At 47.4% G+C, this 21856-nt stretch carries 14 protein-coding genes; 6 read left to right on the top strand and 8 right to left on the bottom strand.

From position 1 onward, the window contains the following. Positions 1-41 precede the first annotated feature (41 nt). Positions 42-977: a manganese-dependent inorganic pyrophosphatase gene (locus MKY24_RS01805; protein WP_269321404.1), complete on the bottom strand. Its 936-nt coding sequence runs from the start codon at positions 975-977 to the stop codon at positions 42-44. A 362-nt stretch (positions 978-1339) separates the two neighbouring features. Between MKY24_RS01805 and MKY24_RS01800 the strand changes: the two genes are divergently transcribed. Beyond that, entirely contained in the window at positions 1340-5632 is a 4293-nt protein-coding gene (locus MKY24_RS01800) for a S8 family serine peptidase (protein ID WP_339201304.1), read from the top strand. An 83-nt stretch (positions 5633-5715) separates the two neighbouring features. Here the strand turns inward: MKY24_RS01800 and MKY24_RS01795 are convergent, their stop codons facing one another. Both MKY24_RS01795 and MKY24_RS01790 read right to left on the bottom strand, forming a co-directional pair. Then, a complete protein-coding gene (locus tag MKY24_RS01795; RefSeq protein WP_339201302.1) occupies positions 5716-7206 on the bottom strand; it encodes a HAMP domain-containing sensor histidine kinase in 1491 nt (496 codons plus the stop codon). Continuing rightward, on the bottom strand, positions 7203-7889 hold the full coding sequence (locus MKY24_RS01790; protein ID WP_069080764.1) for a response regulator transcription factor: 687 nt from the start codon (positions 7887-7889) through the stop codon (positions 7203-7205). The genes MKY24_RS01795 and MKY24_RS01790 overlap by 4 nt, the downstream gene beginning before the upstream one ends. Before the next feature lie 287 nt (positions 7890-8176). Between MKY24_RS01790 and MKY24_RS01785 the strand changes: the two genes are divergently transcribed. From MKY24_RS01785 to MKY24_RS01765, 5 genes are all read left to right on the top strand, one after another. Then, the gene (locus MKY24_RS01785; protein ID WP_339201300.1) at positions 8177-10525 is read left to right on the top strand and encodes a glycosyltransferase family 39 protein; all 2349 of its coding nucleotides are present in this window, start codon (positions 8177-8179) and stop codon (positions 10523-10525) included. A gap of 17 nt (positions 10526-10542) precedes the next feature. Beyond that, positions 10543-11634 (top strand): glycosyltransferase family 2 protein, encoded by a 1092-nt coding sequence (locus tag MKY24_RS01780; RefSeq protein WP_339201298.1) that lies wholly within the window; start codon positions 10543-10545, stop codon positions 11632-11634. Between the two features lie 3 nt (positions 11635-11637). Next, positions 11638-12060, top strand: a complete 423-nt coding sequence (locus MKY24_RS01775; RefSeq protein WP_023986637.1) for a GtrA family protein — start codon at positions 11638-11640, stop codon at positions 12058-12060. Next, entirely contained in the window at positions 12057-12938 is an 882-nt protein-coding gene (gene galU / locus MKY24_RS01770) for a UTP--glucose-1-phosphate uridylyltransferase GalU (RefSeq protein ID WP_023986636.1), read from the top strand. The genes MKY24_RS01775 and galU overlap by 4 nt, the downstream gene beginning before the upstream one ends. Before the next feature lie 144 nt (positions 12939-13082). After that, positions 13083-13910, top strand: a complete 828-nt coding sequence (locus MKY24_RS01765; protein ID WP_339201295.1) for a class I SAM-dependent methyltransferase — start codon at positions 13083-13085, stop codon at positions 13908-13910. A 167-nt stretch (positions 13911-14077) separates the two neighbouring features. Here MKY24_RS01765 and MKY24_RS01760 read toward each other — a convergent pair whose 3' ends face one another. The 5 genes from MKY24_RS01760 to MKY24_RS01740 form a co-directional block, all read right to left on the bottom strand. Further along, complete coding sequence (locus MKY24_RS01760) at positions 14078-14824, bottom strand: glycerophosphodiester phosphodiesterase (protein WP_023986634.1); 747 nt, start codon at positions 14822-14824, stop codon at positions 14078-14080. An 88-nt stretch (positions 14825-14912) separates the two neighbouring features. Then, positions 14913-15974, bottom strand: coding sequence for a hypothetical protein (locus MKY24_RS01755; RefSeq protein ID WP_339201294.1), 1062 nt, complete (start codon positions 15972-15974; stop codon positions 14913-14915). A gap of 24 nt (positions 15975-15998) precedes the next feature. Beyond that, on the bottom strand, positions 15999-17894 hold the full coding sequence (locus MKY24_RS01750; protein ID WP_339201293.1) for an HSP90 family protein: 1896 nt from the start codon (positions 17892-17894) through the stop codon (positions 15999-16001). A gap of 420 nt (positions 17895-18314) precedes the next feature. After that, on the bottom strand, positions 18315-19829 hold the full coding sequence (locus MKY24_RS01745) for an alpha-N-arabinofuranosidase (protein WP_025723872.1): 1515 nt from the start codon (positions 19827-19829) through the stop codon (positions 18315-18317). 305 nt (positions 19830-20134) lie between these two features. Further along, entirely contained in the window at positions 20135-21721 is a 1587-nt protein-coding gene (locus tag MKY24_RS01740) for a S8 family serine peptidase (protein WP_339201291.1), read from the bottom strand. Positions 21722-21856: the final 135 nt, after the last annotated feature.

Raw genomic sequence — 21856 nt, 5'->3', positions numbered from 1 at the left:
ACTGCCATTATGCAGGGGTTCAGGAGGCTTATTTTTTATCCTTACAAACTGTTAAAAGCGTCAGTCAATACAGGCACAATTTGCGATTTTCGCGATACAACGCCTTTTAGAACAGCCTTGTTGTCATCCAACTGTACATTATAGGCTTTCTCAACCGCTTGTGCTTGGCTTCCCAGGGCAATACCAATGGAATCACTGTTCACAATGTCTGTTACAACGAACAGGAACAGATCGAGATTTTTGGCCTCAATGGTTTGGGATAATGCAACTTCTAGGTCAGCTTGACGCGATAGCACATCGTTGACGTCTACTGCGTTCACTTGAGCAATTTCCACTTTGCGACCATTCATCTGAAATTCTTTGGCATCCAGACTTACTAACTGTTCAATGGTGTGACCACTCAAATCAGCCCCCGCTTTAAGCAAGTCAAATCCGTAACGATCTGCATCCACACCAGCAATTTCAGCCAGTTCACGAGCAGCAGCTACGTCTTGATCCGTGCAGGTTGGGGATTTGAACAACAGGGAATCGGAAATAATCGCGGACAACATTAGACCTGCGATTTCTTTCGGAATCGCTACACCATTTTCCTTGTAGAGCTTGTTCAAAATGGTGGCTGTGCAACCCACTGGCTCAGCGCGGAAGTATAACGGCTGGCTTGTTTCAAAGTTAGCGATCCGGTGATGGTCGATGACTTCAGTTACACGTACTTTGTCAATATCAGCGGCGCTTTGCTGGCGCTCATTATGATCGACCAGAATGACGTTGTCCGTTTCAGCAGCAACCTGCTCAACTAGACGTGGCGCGCTCACTTTGAAATAATCCAGTGCATACTGCGTTTCCCCGTTCACCTCGCCCAGACGAACCGGCTCTACGTCCGCACCCAGTTTGGTTTTTAAGTCTGCATAAGCAATAGCTGAGCAAATGGTATCCGTATCCGGATTTTTATGCCCAAAAATCAATGTTTTTGCCAACATAATCGACTCCTTTGCCTTAGGCATTTTACATGATTGTGAAACCTCAACAATTCCAATGCAGATTATATCATTAAATCTCGCATTCTCCCATTCCCCTTCGATTGTTTTCAAAAATAATCTAGTAAATTCATAACATTTCCATGGAATCTATATGTGATGTTACCCTTATTTTTTCTAAAAATATAAAAAACATATAGTAATATATCCCACCAATATGGTAAGATATGCCTCAAAACTGGCAAGTTAGTCACCAGTGGTCAATTCTATTATTTTAGATATTAAGGGAGGCGTGAGAACAACGGCAGTGGCTTCAAATCCTAGTATGTAGACATATCATATTTTGATTGAAAAGAGGGAAATCTTTGAAAAAGCCGATCATTTTGCAAAAAATACCTGTCGTATCACTCGCTCTTGCCTTGACGGTAAGCTTGTCTCTGCCGTCTGTCAGTTCTGCTGCTACCGCAGATCTGCAAATCAACTCATTTTTGGAAGCTCAGCAAGCATTGACTATTGAGGCGGCTCCGGCCTTCATTTCGCCAGAGCTAAGCACAGATTCTTCCCGCCAAGTCAGAGTTATCGTACAGCTTGATGGTGAGCCCCTAGCCGTGGACAAATATGCGGCACGTTCAGGCGTCCAAGCTTTCACAGCTCAATCTGAGCAAAAAGCGGAATCCGCGATTGCCACCGAGCAAACTACGTTCGTAGACCAAGCCGCTGAGCATGGTATTTCTCTTCAGGTGAATTACCAGTACAACACAGTGCTTAACGGCTTGGAGATCACACTACCAGCCAATAAGATTCCAGAACTGGCTAAACTGCCAGGTGTAAAATCCATTCATGAAAACAAAACGTATTATTCCATCCCCGTACAGGACCCGCCAACACTTACAGCCAGTGAAGCCACTTATGATAACGCACCGCTGGACCAGATTGGTGTTCCTGAAGCCTGGGCCAAAGGACTGAATGGCGAGGGAATCAAGGTCGGGGTTATTGATACCGGTATCGATTATGAGCATCCGGATTTGAAAGAAGCCTATAAAGGCGGATATGACTCTTTTGAACAAGACAACGACCCTTACGAGGAACCGTTCCTTGAAAAAGAAAATGACCCATACGGCACAGGTTTTAGCGGAACGACACATGGTACTCACGTCTCCGGCACAATTGCCGGTAAAGCCGCAAATAAATCCTCGGATATTGTGCAAAAGGGTATTGCCTATAAATCGGACTTATACGTGTATAAAGTGCTTGGACGCAATACCAAGACGGGACGCTCCTCCGGTTCCTCCGCACAGGTCATTGATGGCATTGAACGCGCTGTCAAAGATGGTATGAACGTCATTAACCTGTCGCTGGGCTCGGATTCCGAAAAGGATCCGAACTCCCCCGACTCCATTGCTATTAATAATGCTGTACTTTCCGGCGTAGTCGCGGTCATAGCGAATGGTAATGCGGCACAGGAAGGCCCCTATTTTTATTCCATGGGTTCTCCCGCAACATCACAGTTGGCGATTTCCGTCGGTGCAGCCACTTCGCCGAGCAAAAGCTTCTCGGGTACAGCTTCGGTCACCCGTGACTCCTATTGGGAGACTAACGGTGAATTGAAAAAGACCGTAACTGATGATGCTTATGTACATTATGATTTTAATTTGATGGGCTGGGAGACAGGCAGAGAAGACTTTGCCTCCATTTTGGGAACTGCCCCTTATGAGCTCGTATATGCGAATCTGGGACAACCTGATGATTTTGAAGGGAAAGACGTAGCAGGAAAAATCGTCCTCGTTTCACGCGGCAACTTGGCATTCGTGGATAAAATCGCAAATGCGAAAAAAAACGGTGCGAAGGCTGTAATCGTTTTTAATGGACAAGCAAAAACGAGTGATACCACGCAGGCAGATTTAACAGCCTCTATTTCAGACTTAGACAATTATGTGAACGTTAACCTAGGCGATAGCTTTGACTTTATTCCCACCTTTGACATGAAAGGTAAGGAAGGTCGTGCGCTGGCTAAACAAATCGTAGACAACGCGGGAGAGAAGTTCTCCGTTTCCTTTGGAGCAGATTATATTCGTACAGATAATGCAGGCAATACGATGGCCGGATTTAGCTCCCGCGGACCGAACGGAGATGAACTGCTTAGCATCAAACCAGACGTGAGCGCACCGGGGGTTGGCATTTTGTCAACCTACCCCGCCTTCGCCAAGTTCTATCCAGATGCATCTTATGAGCAAGCTTACAGTCGTAGCAACGGTACAAGTATGGCGTCTCCGCATGTGGCTGGACTTGCTGTGCTGCTGAAGCAACAGCATCCAAACTGGACACCGTTTGATATCCGCGCTGCGCTCGCCAACACTTCGGTTACACTCTTCAATGAGGATAAAATCCAATATGATGTGTATTCCCAAGGTGCAGGCCTAGTAAACATCGCTAATGCGATTCAGACTCCCGCTCTGCTGGAAACTGTTGAAAAGATCACGATTCTCGACAAGAACTTTAATCGGCAGGAGGTTGTGAATTACAATCCTTCCGCCAGCTTCGGGGTGTTACGACCTGGTAGTGATGCGAAGCAGATTCAGCTTCAACTCAAAAACCTGTCCACTAACTCTGTACAGTATGAGGCGAGCTATATTTTACATGATATTGTAACCTCAGATCCCAAGAAGCCAATCTCCACGCCAGATGTAAGCAACCTTTCCGTTCAGTTGCAAGGTATCGGCGCGAATGGAGCTATCTCAGCAGAACCCGGTAAATCGCAACCGTTCTTCCTGTCTGTACAACCAAATTCGGGTGCAGCCACAGGTGTATATGAAGGGGAGGTTATTCTAAAAAGCGCCGGACTGCCAACACTTCATCTGCCGTTCGTCGTTCATGTCGGCAAAGAAAATCCTACAACTGGCTTTGGCTTGCAGGACTTGAGTGTCACCAACCCAATTATTTATCCGAGTCGTACAGGTGCTCAACGCTCAACAGATTTGGCATTCCGCCTGACTACGGATAAAACGAACCTGATCGCGCTCTATGTGTACGGCGTAGATGACAAGTTAATCGGTCTGATCGATGGAATTACGACCTCCAAGGAACAAGGTGACAATGCACGCCTCAAACAAGGCGTCTACTCCTTCAAGGGCATTGACGGAAGTTACGCCGAATTAGATGACAATGGAAAATCTGTTTTGGATGCTAACGGTCAGCCCGTGATTCAGCATTTGAAGGACGGCGTATACAAGCTGGAAGTCAGCGCTCCGGAGTTGAATGCAAAAGGCGAAGTCGAGAGCACTACTAAAGGTCCTAAACTCTTCACCGCCACTAAAGCTATCCGTGTGGATAATAGCGCCGCATCCAGCGGTAGTGTTGGAGGCGGCGGTGGTGGAGGTGGCGGCAGAAGCAATACTACACCTTCTGCTGCAACGAACACATCCACTCCTGTCTCTACATCTGCACCTTCACTTCAAAGCGTTGTGAAACAAGGGCAGGCTGTTAAAACTGTCACTACAGCCGTTGCATTGAACAATAATGTACAGTCGCTGACAGTAACCGATGCAGATTTACAGGGTGCCGTGACAGCAGCAGGTTCCAGCCCGACAGCTATTGTACTGTCGGCTACTAGCCAAGCAGGCCAAACGACGAAAGCATCGCTCACTTCCACACAACTGGTAACGTTGGGCAAGGCTGCAGCAGGAAGCAGCTTGATTGTAAGCAATACAGGCTCTTCTCTGGCTTTGCCAGTATCCGCTCTGAAAAATGTTCCTGCTGGTGCAGGCATTGAAGTGATAATCAGCAGCCAGAGAGAGGCGAGTGGCACTTTTACAAGTAAGCTGAAAGGCTCCAATGTGATCGGCATCCCGGTAGGGTTTGAAGCTAATGTTGTCACTGGTGGCAAGAGTCAATCGCTCAAAGTTGCTCCAGGACAGTTCATTAGCAGATCCTTTACCGTACCTGGTCAAATTGATTCCAATACAGCCGGTGTACTCTATACGGCAAACGGAAATGTCTATCCCGTTCCATCCGTCTTCGCCAAGCAGGCTGATGGATCTACTGTCGTCAAGGTAAGCCGTCCGGGCTTCTCGACGTATGCAGCGGCGACACGTCCCGTTAGCTTTGAAGATATTTCATCGTCGTATGCCCAATCGGAAATTCAATCGCTGGCGAACAAGTTGCTGATTAACGGCACGACCGACACGACTTTCTCACCGAAGAAGAACGTGACACGTGCAGAATTTGCAGCCCTGGTAACTCGGGCACTCGGCCTGACACCGGGTACTGCTGCACCATTCAGTGACATCCCGGCAGGTAGTTGGTACTCCGGCGATGTAGCAGCCGCTTATGAAGCTGGTTTGATTACGGGTCGCAACAGCGACAAGTTTGATCCGAACGCTAATATCAGTCGTCAAGAAATTGCTGTCGTGCTGGGTAAAGCTGTAGATCTGCTTCAAATCAAAGCAGCAGTCGATGGCCCTGCACGTACACCGTACCATGATGCTTCATCCTTTGCAGGCTATGCCAAGGACAGTATTGAAAAAGTAAGTGCAGCAGGTATCATCAACGGAGAAGCGATTAAAGGCTCCTCCTACTTCCAGCCGAATGCACCTACAACCCGTGAGGCATCTGCCAAGGTGCTGCATGTGCTTTTACAGAAAGCTTCGCTGATTAACTAACAATAGAAAAACCTCCCGAGCCGTGTTATAACCAAAGCTGCGGTTCGGGGGGCTATTTTTATGTTACGCCATAATCTTAAATACTATACTGTTCCCGCTAAAGGTAACGTTACTTTGAATACACTTCCCGTTCCCGGTGTGCTTTCGGCCGTAATGTTCCCGCCGTGTGCTTCTACGATAGACTGTGTAATGGCCAGACCAAGGCCCGCCCCGCCTGAGCTACGTGTACGCGATTCATCTCCACGATAAAAACGCTCAAATATCCGCTCCAGCTGTTCTTTACTCATGCCTGGTCCGTTATCACGAATTTGGATATCCACCAACTTCTTACCTGCAGACAGGTTTACCTGGATCACACCTCTTTCCATATCGGTATGCTGAACAGCATTGTGAAACAAGTTGAGCACTACCTGCTTGATTTTATCCCCCTCTGCCAATACCCGTATACCTGCCGTCATATCAAAAACCACTTTACGTGTACCTGCCAGCATAAGGAGCTGCGGTTTCATTTCCAGCAGCAACGCATCTAGTGATATGTCTTCCAGCTTCAACTCCGGTGTTCGATCCAGCTTAGCCAACAATAGTAAATCAGAGACAAGTTTATTCATCCGCTTGGATTCACCATACATACTTTCTAGTGCCGACAGAAGCTGCTTCGGATTAGATGCCGCCCCACGAAGCAGCACTTCCAAGAAGCCGTGAATAGACGTGAGCGGGGTGCGCAGTTCATGGGAAGCATCCGCAATAAATCGTCTCATCTGCATCTGCAATTCTCGTTCGGCAGCAAAAGAATGCTCCAGCCGTTCCAGCATCCCGTTAAATGAAACCGCCAAACGATCCACCTCATACTGCCCTTGCTCTGCGTCAAAGCGTTCGGCCAGATTGCCCGCATCAATACGTTTGACTGCCTCGACCATCCTGGAAAGGGGCACCAACGTGCGGCGCAGCACAGGAAGCATAAGCGCCAACCCAATCGCAAGCGCAATCAGAGACAATAAAATAAAGGTGCGGAGCTGGTTAATCAATTGCTCTTGCATAGAAGTCGTGGATACGCCCATTTGAAGTAAACCGGACGAACGGTCAGGTGGACCGAGCGGACGGAATACAACCAGTTGCTCTTTCCCCTGAGCATCCGTGATTAATTGATAGCCGTGGCGCATGCGTTTGCTCTGCTGCATTGCATGATATTGCTCAGTGGTGAGACGTGGCGGCTTAAGTCCGTTTTCGTTGGACAAGCTCTGGAAAGTGCCGTCTGTATCTATAGAAGCGAGCGACATATCCGGCCAAAACAAAAACGGCCCCGGTCGATTATTCCTCCGATTGGTTTGTTCTTGGGGAGCGGTTACCCCACTCTGCTCCTGCGAATCCTTAATCAATAAATCGGCAGGAATTGAATTTAACTGCGTATCCATAGCTTCTGCCCGACTGCGATACAGAAAATCTTTCATCAGAAAATATTGTAGAAAACCAATCAATACGAGCAGCAAAGCCAAAATGAGTAACGTTCTAGCCAAAAGCTGGGACCGGAGAGAACGAAGTGCATATTTTCTCCGACTTTTCCCGCCCGCCTTCATAGCAGATCCACCCGGTAGCCCACACCGCGCAGCGTACGAATGACCCGGTGCTCCTTGTCTTTGAGTTTTTCACGTAAGGAGCGAATGTACACCTCAACAATATTATCCTCGCCTCCAAAATCGTACCCCCATACCCGGTCCAGAATACGACTTTTACTCAGCACAATCCCGTGATTAAGCACCAGAAACTTCAATAGTTCATATTCGGTAGGCGACAGCTCCAGCACCTGACTCTGATAACGAATTTCCTTGCGTCGATCATCCACTTGAAAGGGGCCGTGAACCACTTCCCCCAGCAGATCGGGGAACTGATTGCGCAAGCGCGCTTCAATGCGAGCCAGCAGCTCATTAAAACTGAAGGGCTTTACGACATAATCATCCGCGCCGAGTTTTAATCCCTTTACCCGATCGTCTACATCATCCTTGGCGGTCAGCATAATGACCGCGATGTTATCCTCCGTCTCCTTGAGACTTTGGCACACCTCAAAACCGTTCATTTCCGGCATCATCACATCCAGCACCGCTACATGCGGACGAAACTCTCTTGCCAAATCGATCGCTTTACTCCCGTTCTCGGCGGTTCTGACTTCATATCCTTCATTAATCAGTCCAAGCTCTAAAAATTGCAAAATATGAGGCTCATCATCTGCCAGCATAATTTTAACTCCGTGTATTGGATTCATTATTAATCTTCCCTTTCATGTTGCCGCATTTTTCTCATAAAAAAGTCAGTTCATTTTTACCTGTATCTAATATACCTGAATCCTGTCGCAAAAAAAGTACCTCTGCTCAGCTTTCAGCTAACGTTCAGGGAGCGCTCAGAACCCATTAAGGTACGTATGGCATGATAATAGCAAGCCGGTAGTTCACCGGGCCAAGATCAGAAGCGACTGGTCATTCCGCAGTCCTGAAGATAGCGGCTAGAACAACGGAATAAATACAAAGAATTTTCACAGGGAGTGGAATGAACATGATTAAGAAATGGTTTAAGACCAGGGCGGACATCCCCCTGATCATCATTATGCTGATATCCGCATTTTTGAACGGATACAACATCTGGCAAGACAAATATGTAAACACCTATTACACGACGGCCGTAGCAAGCATGCTACAGAGCTTTCACAACTTCTTTTTCGCCTCACTTGATTCTGCCGGATCGGTAACGGTAGACAAACCGCCTGTGGTTTTCTGGATTCAGACACTGAGCGCCTATATATTCGGGCTTCACGGATGGAGCGTTATCTTGCCACAGGCACTGGCTCAGGTCGGATCAGTCTTGCTCGTTTACTTACTCGTCAAACCGAGCTTTGGTACGATGGCCGCACGATTGGCCGCCTTCGCTATGGCAACGACACCGATAGCCGTAGCGGTTAGCCGCACGAATAACATCGACGCTATGTTGGTTTTCACACTGTTGCTCGCAACATGGCTATTGTTCAGAGGCATTAGAAATAGCAAAACCGGGTTGATCCTTGCTGCTTTCGCAGTCGTAGGCATCGCCTTTAACGAAAAAATGTTGCAAGCCTATATGATCGTTCCGGCATTGGGTCTGTTCTATCTGCTGGCCTCCAAGTTTAACTGGAAGCGAAAAGCAGTAACACTGGTAGGATCAGCAGTTGTCCTCCTGATCGTATCGCTCTCCTGGGCAGTCGTAGTGGACTCCACTCCGGCAGATGAACGCCCTTATATGGGAAGTAGCGGTACGAACTCTGTGCTGAATTTGGCCTTTGGTTATAACGGCCTGTCCCGTCTGACAGGAGATCAGGGTACAGGTGGCAATCGTGGCGGTGAACGCACGGATCGGAACAATAACGCTACAACGAATAGCAGCGATACGAACACAGATCAAGCTCAGACGACTACAACATCGGACAGCACTACCACTACGGATGACTCTGGTGCCAACAACATGGCAGCAGGCGGATTCGGTGCAGGTGGTCAAATGCCACCGGGTGGATTTGGCGGCAACGGACAAGGTGGTCCTGGAGACGGGCAAAATGGCCAGGGTGGTCCAGGCGGTGGACCGGGAGGAAATTCCGGTGGCGGCATGTTCGGCACTGGCGAAAAAGGACCTTTGCGGTTGTTCCAATCTTCCCTGTCAGGTCAAGCCAGCTGGCTGCTTCCATTCGCATTGATTGCTTCCATCGGTCTGCTTGCAAGCATTCGACGTCGTAATATCACACAAAAACACAAAGAGGTCATCTTCTGGCTGGCCTGGTTGATTCCCGTAGCTGCGTTTTTCAGCGTAGCAGGATTCTTTCATCATTATTACCTGATTATGCTCGCGCCACCAATTGCAGCGCTCTTTGGAGCAGGATTCGTAGAATTGTGGAAGCAGTATCGTGAGCGTTCCAACTGGCTCTCCTGGCTGTTACCCGCAGCAGTATTGGCAACCTCGGTATTTAGCTGGTTTGTTTTGCAAAATTACAACGATACCATTGGCAGCGGCTGGTCCATCGCGGTATTGATCCTAGGGATCATCGGCACGGTGCTGCTGATAGTAGCACGAATGAAATCTGAGAAGTTCACAAGATTCGCCATCATTGCAAGTGTATTCGCTATGTTTATCGGTCCTGCATACTGGGCATTGACACCGATCATCTACGGGGGGAACAGCATGATTCCACAAGCCGGACCCACTCAATTTGGCGGTGGTGGTGGAATGCCGGGCGGCAATGATCGCAATAGAGGTCAGAGCGCCAATGGACAACAAGCCGAAGGAACTCAAACGAATAACCAGACCAATAATGCAGAGAATTCCAGCCCTGACGGTAATACTTCAGGCACACAAACAAGTACAGACACGGAACAAAAATCTTCTACCCGTTCCAGAGGAATGGGGGGACCCAACGGTAGCCAAAGTTTAGATCAAAAAACGTTGAGCTACTTGCAAAAAAATAACACAGGTGAAACCTACCTTTTTGCAGCAAGTAATTATTCAACGGCTGCTCCTTACCTGGTCGAGGCCGGACAAAAAGTAATTATTATGAACGGTTTTGTATCTTCCGATCCAGTCTATACCGTCGATAAAATCAAGGCGCTGGTCGAAAGCGGCCAAGTGAAGTACTTCATGATTTCTGGTGGAGGCGGCGGACCGGACGGCGGTAACTCTGAAGTCACTGCATGGATCAAAGAACACGGCAAAGTGATTCCTACAGATGAATGGAAAACAACAACAGGCGAAACAAGTACAGACGTTAAAGCAACCGAGAGCGGAAGCGACATCACGAACAGCAATGCGAACGCCCAGGATGGTCAAGGTGGCCCTGGCGGAGACGAACGTGGCGGAAGCGGTACTTTATACGAAATCACATTATAAATGAGGAGGAACTACGAATGAGTGAACCCATCCGTTATTCCATTGTTATTCCGATGTACAACGAGGAAGCCGTTATTACGGAAACCTACCGGAGGCTGAAACAAGTTATGGGCTCGATGGGTGAGCCCTACGAGCTGATCTTCGTAAATGATGGAAGTTCGGACCGCAGCGTCCAATTGATCAAGGAATTCAGTCTCAGAGATGACACCATTGTATTGATTGATTTCTCTCGCAATTTTGGTCATCAGCTAGCGATTACTGCCGGGATGGATTATGCGGTGGGGGAGGCGGTCGTCGTCATTGACGCCGACCTCCAGGACCCGCCGGAACTGATTGTTGAGATGGCTAACAAGTGGAAGGAAGGCTATGAAGTGGTCTACGCCAAACGACTCAAACGCAATGGCGAGACTCGCTTCAAGAAATGGTCTGCCAGCCTCTTCTACCGTGTACTTAAAGCATCAACGGATATTAATATCCCGGTCGACACCGGGGACTTCCGCCTAATGGATCGCAAGGTCATAGAAGAATTGAAACGGCTGCCGGAAAATAACCGATTCGTTCGTGGACTGGTCAGCTGGATCGGTTTCAAACAAACTGCTGTAGAATATGAGCGCGACGAGCGGCTCGCAGGCGAAACCAAGTATCCGTTGAAACGAATGATCAAGCTCAGTCTGGACGGGATCACATCCTTTTCGATTAAACCGCTCAAGCTGGCAGGGTATATCGGTGCACTTCTATCCATGTCCGGCTTCCTGTATCTGATGTACGTACTGTTTCTCAACTTTTTCACCGACTCCTATGTGATGAAGGGCTGGTCGTCTATGATTAGCATCAGCCTGATCTTCGACGGGGTGATCCTGATCATTCTCGGTATTATGGGTGAATATGTTGGACGCATTTATGACGAAACCAAAGCACGTCCGCTTTACATTGTCCGTGAGCATCTGGGTGGACAATACGAAAACGGTCCGACGCATGCTATGAAAGTCCCTGAATCCCGTGACTCCCTGTACATGCAAGGAGCCCGTGAGAGCCTGATTTCGACAGGACGCACAGTGCGCGGCAACAGTGCGATATATACCGGACCCAAATCCGGTCATGGAGCCTAACCCATGAAAAGTCGCATGGCCCAACTGCTTCCTATGATCCGATTTGGCATCGTAGGTCTGGTGAATACGGGTGTAGATTATATCATTTTTATGCTGCTGGCTTGGGGCGGAGTGCCGGTCATTGTAGCGCAGGTCATTTCGTACAGCTGCGGCACAGCCAACAGTTATATTTTGAACAGCAAATGGACATTCAACAAACAACTATCAAACAACACTAATAAGGGTCAATTACCTAAATTCATCATCATTAACCTCATCGTATTGGGGATAACCTCCTTATTACTGCAAGTGCTTCACACTGGAACCGAGTTGCCGCTTGCTTTAGGCAAGCTGATCGCGACCGCAGCCGGAATGATCATCAATTATATCGGGAGCCGATACTGGGTATTCGGTTCCCCATCCCGAAAGGAAAGTGAGTTTCTATGAGAAAAATTACAAAAGCTGTTATTCCAGCCGCCGGATTAGGAACCCGTTTTCTACCAGCTACGAAAGCTTTACCGAAAGAGATGCTTCCCATCGTAGACAAGCCGGCTATTCAATATATCGTAGAAGAAGCCATCAAGTCCGGAATTGAGAGCATCATTATCGTAACGGGGCGTAATAAAAAAGCCATCGAGGATCATTTTGACAAGTCTGTGGAATTGGAGCAGGTACTGGAGAGCAAGGGTAAATATGATCTCCTACGTGAAGTTCAAAGCATCGGGGGTAAAGCAGTCATTCACTATATCCGTCAAAAAGAACCCCTCGGCTTGGGACACGCGGTAAGCTGCGCTCGTCAGTTCATTGGCGATGAGCCCTTTGCCGTGTTGCTGGGCGATGATATTATGAATTCCTCCACCCCGGCGATTCGTCAAATGATGGATGTTTACGAAGCGACTGGCAAGCAAGTGGTCGGCGTGCGCACAGTGGAAGAACAAGATGTGAGTAAATACGGCATTATTGACTCCACTCACCAGAACGGTCTCATTCACGAAGTCGGCGGACTTGTTGAAAAACCATCTCCGGCAGATGCCCCTTCGCGGCAGGCAGTCATTGGTCGGTATGTATTAGAGCCTTCCATTTTCTCTATATTGGAAAACCTGTCCACTGGAGCGGGCGGTGAATACCAATTGACGGATGCTCTTCATCAAGTAGCGTTACAGAACCAACTGCTCGCATTAGAACTGGAAGGCACACGTTATGATATTGGAGATAAAGCTGGATATCTGGAAGCCGTGCTCCACATGGGTATGCAACGCGAAGATTTGCGTCCAATGCTTGACTCCATGATGCGCGAGTGGGCGCTTGCTTCAATGATAAAATAGGGGGATTTCCTCCCTCCGAAATCCGACGGGTGCTGTGAAATCACGAGAGTAGATGGATGAACATGTAAAATTGTACACTATAGGAGTACAGCAGCATTTGAGTCTACACGGCCGCCCGGTCGATACTAAGGAGGAAAAGAACCCATGATACCTGAGGGAAATCTGCAAAGTAATGTGGATCGTTTCAACGGTTTTGCCGACAACTACGATCAGCACCGCCCGGAAGCACCGTCACTCGTCGTGGAAATCATCAGCCGCTATCTGGAGCGAAACGTAGAGCTAGTTGCCGATATTGGCTGCGGTACAGGACTTTCAACTTTCATATGGGAAAACGCCGCTCAGCAAATCGTCGGTATCGAGCCTAACCCGGACATGAGAGGAAAAGCCCTGCACAAGCTGGAGACAGCAGGAAAGACAATGGCAGGAACCATTTCCTTCAAAAGCGGGTTCTCCAACAACCTGCCCTTTGAGGACGGAACTGTAGACGTCATCACCTGCTCTCAATCCTTTCACTGGATGGACCCCGAGAGCACGCTTCAGGAAGCGGGCAGGGTCTTGGCTCAGGGCGGCGTGTTCGCGGCCTTTGACTGTGACTGGCCTCCGGTGCTGCAATGGCAGATAGAGCAAGCTTATACAGAGCTTATCACCAAAGCGGATACCCTTTTGGAACAGGAAGCCCCAGTAGAGCAACAAGCTCATAAATGGAGCAAGGATCAGCATTTAGCTAATCTGCACCGCAGCGGACAATTCCGATATACCCGGGAGATTGTCTTCCATAACCGTGAGCAGTGTGACGCAGCTCGTTATACAGGGCTCGCTCTAAGCCAAGGGGGTATTCAAAGTCTCTTCAAACTTGGCAATCGAGCGCTTGACGTCGATATAGCCCGCTTCGTGAAGCTGGTAGAGAATCATTTTCAGGGCAGAACACTAGACATCCTGTTCAGCTATCGTATGCGGCTCGGCATCAAGTAGAAAGGAATCAAGGTCATCGTGGATGATACGCTCTTCGGCTTAGGGCAAAAAAGACTCTCCCTCGCCTCGTAAAAACGAGTGCGTACAGGAGAGTCTATTTTGCTTCAATAAATAGCCACAGTCATATCCTTGCAAACCCTTAGTCACAGTTCCAATGTGTCTTCGACTTAGGAAGAGCGAACAGCCAATAAATGCGCCAACCGGTCAGGATAGTCCGTGATGATGCCGTTCACCCCGGCCTCCAGCAGACGCTTCATTTCTTCTGGCTCATTCACCGTCCATGGGTGGTATACGACGCCTAATGCCAAAGCCTCTGATACAGCTTCTGGCGTAACAACTTGTTTGTAGGCATGGAGTGCTGTTACCCCGAATTGGGTTGCATACTCGGATGGACGAACCATAATTTCGATATACAGCGCCCCCGTCTTGATTTCAGGAGCAAGCTGCGCACAGAGCGCCAGCGATTCGTGATTGAAGCTGGATATGATTACACGCTGTTCCAACCCAAAACGCTTCACGGCAGCAATGACCTCTTCCTCCATACCCGGATAGAGATAAATGCTGTTTTTCAACTCCAAATTAATAATTGTATTCGAGGACTGGGCTAGTTCCAGTAGCTCATCCAGCATCGGAACCCGCTCACCTCGGAATTTCTCATCAAACCAACTGCCCGCATCTAGTTTATTTAATTCTTCCAGCGTAATATCCCTTACATCCAGTGAGCAACCTGTCGTACGCTCCAGCGACTCATCGTGAATCAGCACCAGATGCCCATCTTGGGTACGCTGCACATCCGTTTCTATACCTGTTGCTCCCAGTTCCAAGGCGTGGCGGAATGCCGCCATCGTATTCTCAGGACATACACCTGAAGCTCCGCGGTGTGCGAAATTAATCACCTTTTCGGTTACAGTCACAACATAACCCCTCCTGTCATTTCACAGGAACATTATACCTGCTCATTGTTTGGGCTGTATAAAATATTCGTCACAGCTAACACTTCTTCTATGCCGTTTGAACAATTTTCCCGAGCCAATCGGAATAAAACGTATTCCCGTTCCGTCGATCAAAATCAGCCGCCGCTGACTCTGCCAGTGGCCTAAAATACGCAATGATTTCTGTCAATGTGCGATCCTCTTTACCCCATTCCAAGGAAGCCGGCAACCGGATCAATCGTTTTTCTCCCGAAGTATCCAACTTTTGTAGCAGACTCACCATCGTCGCGTAAAAATACATCTGCTCCAGCCCGCTCTCATAGTCTAGCGCCATATGTAGATGACGCTCTACTACTTCGATTCCTTGAACCGGATCAGCAATCGCCAGATATTCGATATGCTCCGCTATCGTTTTCAGGAAGTCGCGGTCATCCCGAATTAGGCGATAGCCTTTGCGATGATTGTCCTTTGCCTGATCAACCTCGCCTTGACGATAAAGCGGCAATAGCACCTGCGAGAGCGTCACATGTGGTACTTCTGCACATTTCATGCGACCCGACAAAATCGGTTTTGCCACGGCAAGCGCCTGCTCGTTTTCTCCAGTCAAGTAATAGAACCGTACCATCTGGCTCTGCTCACAGGCCTCACAATCACTCATACTGTCCGACTCAATCAAGCGGAAGGTATCCAGATACCGCCGTGCTTCATCCAGTTCACCCATGTCCATCGCGATGCGGAACTTATAATAGTAATATGGACGCTCATTATACCCGTATTCGGCATAACGTCTGCGCATATCCTCCGCCAAATCTTCTATTTGAGTCTTCGATATATTGGAAAAGCTGCATACCTTACCGAGTATCCATTTGTAATTCCACAACAGCTCATCTGCGTCGTATTCCTCTGGATTTTGATCAAATTGGCCCAACTGCCACGAAAAAGCAATCAGCGACTTCAATGGATATCCGTTAAAAATAGCGCAGTCTACAATCTCTCCCCGGATTTCATAAGCGAGTTCCTTCAATCCGGAAGTATCTGCCAAGCGGACTGCTTCTTCCAAAAGCGCCAGCTTTGCCGCCCCTCCGGGCAGATCCTGCGCCTGCTCCATCAAATCATATATCGTATCTTCCATTTGGCTCCCCCTATAATTACGCAATTACGAATTTTGTCCGTTCCCTAATCCCCAATTGATAAAATGCAGCACACTTCGATTCATCAGTCCCAACTCACTGCGGTTCATCGGGTAGTGCCCCATCATAAGCGCATTCACATACATCATTTCTGTAGCAGCCGTGACCATCTGCGTATCGGTAGCTTCAAGAATCCGCGCCACCACCGGGTTGTTCAGATTAAAGTATAAGGTGGAATAACCCGAATTCTGCTGGACTCCTGCTTTCAGACTATCAAGCACATTGGAAAAAAGTGAGGTTGTCTCCTCAACCGTGTTTTCCATGGAGCGCAAGGTCAATGCATCCTGAGAAATGGTATACAACACTGGCAAACTCGCAGGCTCAAAACGCTTCAACTCAGCGCGGCAACGCATCGGCTGCAAAGCAGCATCCATGACACGTAGCACACCGTAATAATTCTCGCGTTCTTCCTGTGTTAGCCCGGTAAATGAAAGAGATACTTCCTCAGGGCTAAGACGCTCTGTTTGCAGGTTAGAGTCAATCCAATGCAGCTTTTCCAAAATGTCTGAATCATAAATATAGCCGCCATTGATCACCAACATGGATTGCGCCGCCGCCACATGCGTAATCTGACGATACTCATCTACTGTCGATGTGTAATGCAGTGGACGTCCGTCCGCCTCTTGGATCAGTTCTTTCAGCTCACGCCGCCCAAATGTACTTTCGAAGGAAAACCAACGGTACATTATCCGCAAAAATTCATCATCCTCCACGGCGAGCGCCTTCATGGACAGCTCATGCAAACGAATCCAGTGCTGCAAGCGGTCTGGCTCATACTGCGCCATGCGTAGCAGTTCTTCCCGAATACAGGTACCCAGTTCAGAACGAACATCGTCAAGCTGCTCATTTTCATAAAAATACTCACGTGATGCCGTTGGTTGCAATTCATCTGTCCAAATTAGGCTTTTAATGAAGAATGCCCATTCCGGCAAAACATTTTCCGCCTTGTCCGACACCAGCATATGCTTCAGGTACACCCGATGCAGCCGCTTGCTGTTCAGATTAACACTGCGAGGCAAAATGAATGCAATCCCGCCTGTTCTGCCTGATGCCGTCCGCAACGGTATAAAATCACTGAAGCGCTCGCCCATCAGGCGATAGCCTAAATCCAGCACCTCACTACGGCGACTCCGCAATTGTTCGGGATCCTGCATCCAGCTCGTCGATGGAAGATTGACGCGCTTGGTCTCCCCGTCTACAGACAGCATGACCGGATACGGCAGCAACGCACCATAATAGATTAAAGACTCCTCTACGTGCGCTGGCTCATAATAAAACTCACTTCCCGGCTTGCAGCGCAAATAAATTTGCGTCCCTACAGGCAGCTCGGTTTCCAATCGACGAATCGTATACGTCCCATCCGGCTTCCCTCTCCATTCCATGGAGATGCCTTCCTTCACCGAGCGGGTCAGCACTACAATTTCATCGCTCACCATAAAGCAGGATAGTAACCCAATCCCAAAGCGTCCGATAAACGAAGTCTCAGAAGCCAGCAAATCGGCTTCCTTCTTGGAAGACTGACCGATAATCGACAAAAAACGGTGAATGTCTTCTTCTGACAATCCAATGCCGTTATCCTGAATCATCAATACCTGATGCTCCCCAGAACCAGATAACTCCACGATGACTTTACCTTCATAGTCGTTACTCTCAGAAGCTGTATCTCCAAGAGCCTTGTCTTCTTTCAGTACTTTACTTTCAGCAACAACCTTCCGCAGCTCCTTGCGAGCCGTGATCGCATCTGTTGCATTTTGCAGAACCTCACGTATAAACACTCGTGGACTGCTATATAAATGATTGGCCAAAATATCAATCATACCGCCCAAGTTCACTTGAAAACGATATTGGTCTGTCTGACTCATACAGATCATTCCTTTCTCGAAATGCTACAACCATCATCTGGTTTTAAATAGACTGTCTTTTAAAGTATAACGTGGATTTAAGTCGGATTACACACCCTGCATTTCAGATATCAATACGTTGACAACGATATAACAGGGTCTTTTTTCACCTAGGAAGTCTGGAACTGGGTCTAATTAACTTCATAAAAATGTACGGAGTACGAGCACTTAGTGAATAAAGGTCATCTTTGTCTAGTTAAATTTAGTAATAAACATAATATTTATTTAAAATCCATCCTTCTCTTAAAAACCTATATCTATGGAGGGACAAATGGCTCATTTTACGCAAAAAGCTCGCATTGCCGCTCTTGTAATACTCTTACAAGAGAGAATGCGAGCTTATTTAGATACAGTCGAAGCTCTACCTTTTACAGAAAGGAATTAATGAGACTTAGCGAGACGGATAACGTTCCACGATGCTTTGCCCAAATGAGCTTTTACAATTCCGTCTTCAAGCTTGGCGTTGCCGCCGTTGTGAGGCGTAACTTTTTCACCGGCTGGACTGTTGGTCGCTTTAAGATCATCATGCTCCAATACAGTATGCTCGACAATGCGGTAGCCTTCAAAACTGCGTACATCTACTGTCAACTCCAGCGATTCAGACAAATGACGGTTCACTGCAAAGACAGTCAGTGCGTCTCCCTCTTCATCATAAACTACAGCGCTGTCCAGATAAGGAATGTCTGTGAAGTCCTTGGAATCGTATTTTTCCGAATCTACGACAGGCATCAGCGATACCCCACGACCATAACGGGAGGCATGCAGATACGGATAGAAAATCGTTTGTTTCCACGCCTTTCCGTTATTCTCGGTCATGATTGGCGCAATAACATTGACCAGTTGGGCGAGGCAAGCCATTTTCACACGATCCGCGTGGCGCAGGAACGTAATCAACATGCTGCCTACCAACAATGCATCCTCAAAGTTATAGATATCCTCAAGCTGCGGTGGTGCCACAGACCACGGATCAATTTTTTTGTCCGCATCATTGGAGTGATACCATACGTTCCATTCGTCAAAGCTGAGCATCATTTTTTTCTTGCTGCGTTTTTTTGCTTTGATATAGTCACAAGTCGAAATGACCGTATGAATAAAATGATCCATATCCATAGAGCGTGCCAGATAATTAGCCGTATCATTGTCATGATTGCCGTAGTATTGGTGCAAGGAAATATAGTCCGCTACCTCATAGGTATGATCCAGCGTGGTTGCTTCCCATTCTGGGAACGTCGGCATCGTAGAACTGGAGCTGCCACAGGATACAAGCTCAATGTCAGGATCGATCAGCTTCATGGCTTTTGCAGATTCTACAGCCAGACGACCATATTCTTCTGCTGTCTTGTGACCAATTTGCCATGGGCCATCCATCTCGTTACCAAGACACCAGGTTTTAATCTTATGTGGTTGCTCTACACCGTGACTACGACGTAGATCACTCCAATAGGAGCCACCTGTGTGGTTGCAATATTCCACCAGATTACGCGCAGCATCAATTCCGCGCGTACCCAGATTAACCGCCATCATGACTTCGGAACCTACATCCTTGGCCCACTTGAAAAATTCATTCGTACCCACTTCATTCGGCTCGACCGTTCTCCAAGCCAGCTCCAACTGTCTAGGTCTGGACGCGACAGGGCCGACACCGTCCTCCCAATTGTAACCGGATACAAAGTTGCCTCCCGGATAGCGTATAATAGGAACATCAAGCTGTTTTACCAACTCTTTAACATCATTTCGGAAACCGCTTTCATCACTAGTTGAATGAGTAGGCTCGTAAATACCGCCATATACGGCACGCCCGAGATGCTCTACAAAAGAGCCATAAATGCGTTTATCGACTTCAGCAATACGAAAAGATTTGTCTACAATCATCTTTGCTTTTACAGCTGCTGCCACCTAAACCATCCTCTCTGAATGCGAAAATAAAATCCGTTGTACCACCAAGACTAAGAAGCCGTTTTATTTACGGTTTTAATATAACACACCATATTTATCATAGTCAACATTATTATTAAATACTTAATATATTTATTAACGTTAATGATAAACGATAAGCAATTGGTTACGTACTTCAAAATATTTCGTTTTATAAACAAACTTATTGAGTGAATAACCACTTTGCTAAATAGAATAACGGATTACAGGTGGGTTCAAAATAGTGCCTACTTCCATATCTTGCAGCCTGTTTTAAATAGTGAATATCAGTCTACCAACAGTTGTTCTAAATATGTATAAATACCACCTATATCGCCCACGTTTAAATTCGAGAGGACCCCTTCTTTCAAATATCCCTGCTCTGTCCGTATAGATATATAAATACGTTCAGTTTCCGCTTTCACCAGGATAGAAAGCTCAATATCAACGTCTAATAAAACTCGTTCTTTGGTGCAATGCGTAATATTCGTAGCCTCTACACACAAAATAGCAATATCCGTATAAGCGTTATATGCCATTGTACCCGCATTATATAACAGTTCCTGTAATCCATTGCTTGCATTCGAAGGGAGCGTATACTCCATATCATGCAACACTGCCGCGGACTGGTCCACCGCGATCCAGCTTTGATATCCATCCCGGGCAAATTCCCCTCTCAACTCATGCAAAAAATAAATAATGTCAATGCCCTTGTCATAATAAATACAAATAAGCGGAATGCGAGAATCCTCTATTGCGATTGCCTTCTCCCGCGTCATAAAGAGCCCCCCCTCTTGCTGCCACCAGCGCAAATAGCAAGATGAAAAATTCAGTGCGGGGATATGTCGTTGATTTTTAGAAATATAGACGACATTTTTTCCATAACGTGAAGCCAATTGCTCCACTTCCTGCAAACTCACTGGCTCCATTTCCCCTAGCAAGACAATCGTATCTGTAAGGCCGTATACCCGTTGTCCACCTTCGAGCGCTGTGTCCTGTTGTTCTCGCTCCCGCAGGATGGCTTGTTCGAAGATCGCAGCAATTTTGTCGCCAGGGAGTTGAGCTTCACATTGGGTCTCAAAATAATAGGGTGCTTTCGAACTAATTGCACAATCCTCTATAAACACATAGGCGCGCCGTATCCAATCCGGATTTTTGTAACGCATTACGGGTAATATGGTATCCTGTAGCGGATGATAACTATACTTATGTAAAATATGTTTTAGCTTTTCTATGGAAGGAACACGCTTGGACTTCTGCAAAACTCTACATACCTGTGCTGTAACGAATGGAGTGGCATAGCTATTGCTGTTGGGACATTGTACAGCCTCTCCAGCTGCACCTATCAGCTCATGCTTGGCAAAAGCGGTAAAATCGATACCACTTGAGAATGCTTTCTCAGCATCATATGTATATTGTCCTGCTGTGAGTATACCGCTATGATCGCAGCGCACACCAATCACATTGGCAAAGGAAGCCGGATAAGTAAGAAGTCCTCCATTTTGTGCTGCACATACCATAATTAATCCCGCCATAGCTGCATTATTTACAGCTTCCCGCAGCATGCCTCGATCTCGATAATTTATACTTCCCAGGCTGATATTGGCTACCTGTACACCATGCTTTACACACCAATCCAGCGCAGCACAAAGCTGAGCTGCATTTCCTTTTCTATCGTTCATTATTTTTACACTACTGATGATCGCATCTGGAAAATACGTTTGTACAATAGCTGCACATAGCGTACCGTGATTTAAGGTGCGTCCATCTTCTACGTCTCCATGAGCTATTTCGACGTTATATAATAATTGGGTGTTTAAAAAGCCAGCATTAACCCCGTCGTCAATAATGGCTACATGGATCTTGCCATTCATTTTTTCTCCCCCTGTCTCTTCGGATTGTGAAATGAATCTCACGGCTCTGTTCCGTTCCATTAGAGTAAGCGGAGGGTGCCTCTGCGAACGATAGCGTTCGTCTGAAAGCACCCTCCTAATTTAGCGAACCATGTA

The organism is Paenibacillus sp. FSL P2-0322 (assembly GCF_037975315.1).
Classification (GTDB): domain Bacteria; phylum Bacillota; class Bacilli; order Paenibacillales; family Paenibacillaceae; genus Paenibacillus; species Paenibacillus polymyxa_B.
The sequence above is the reverse complement of the archived record's forward strand: the minus strand, read 5'-3'. Positions and strand labels throughout refer to the sequence as shown.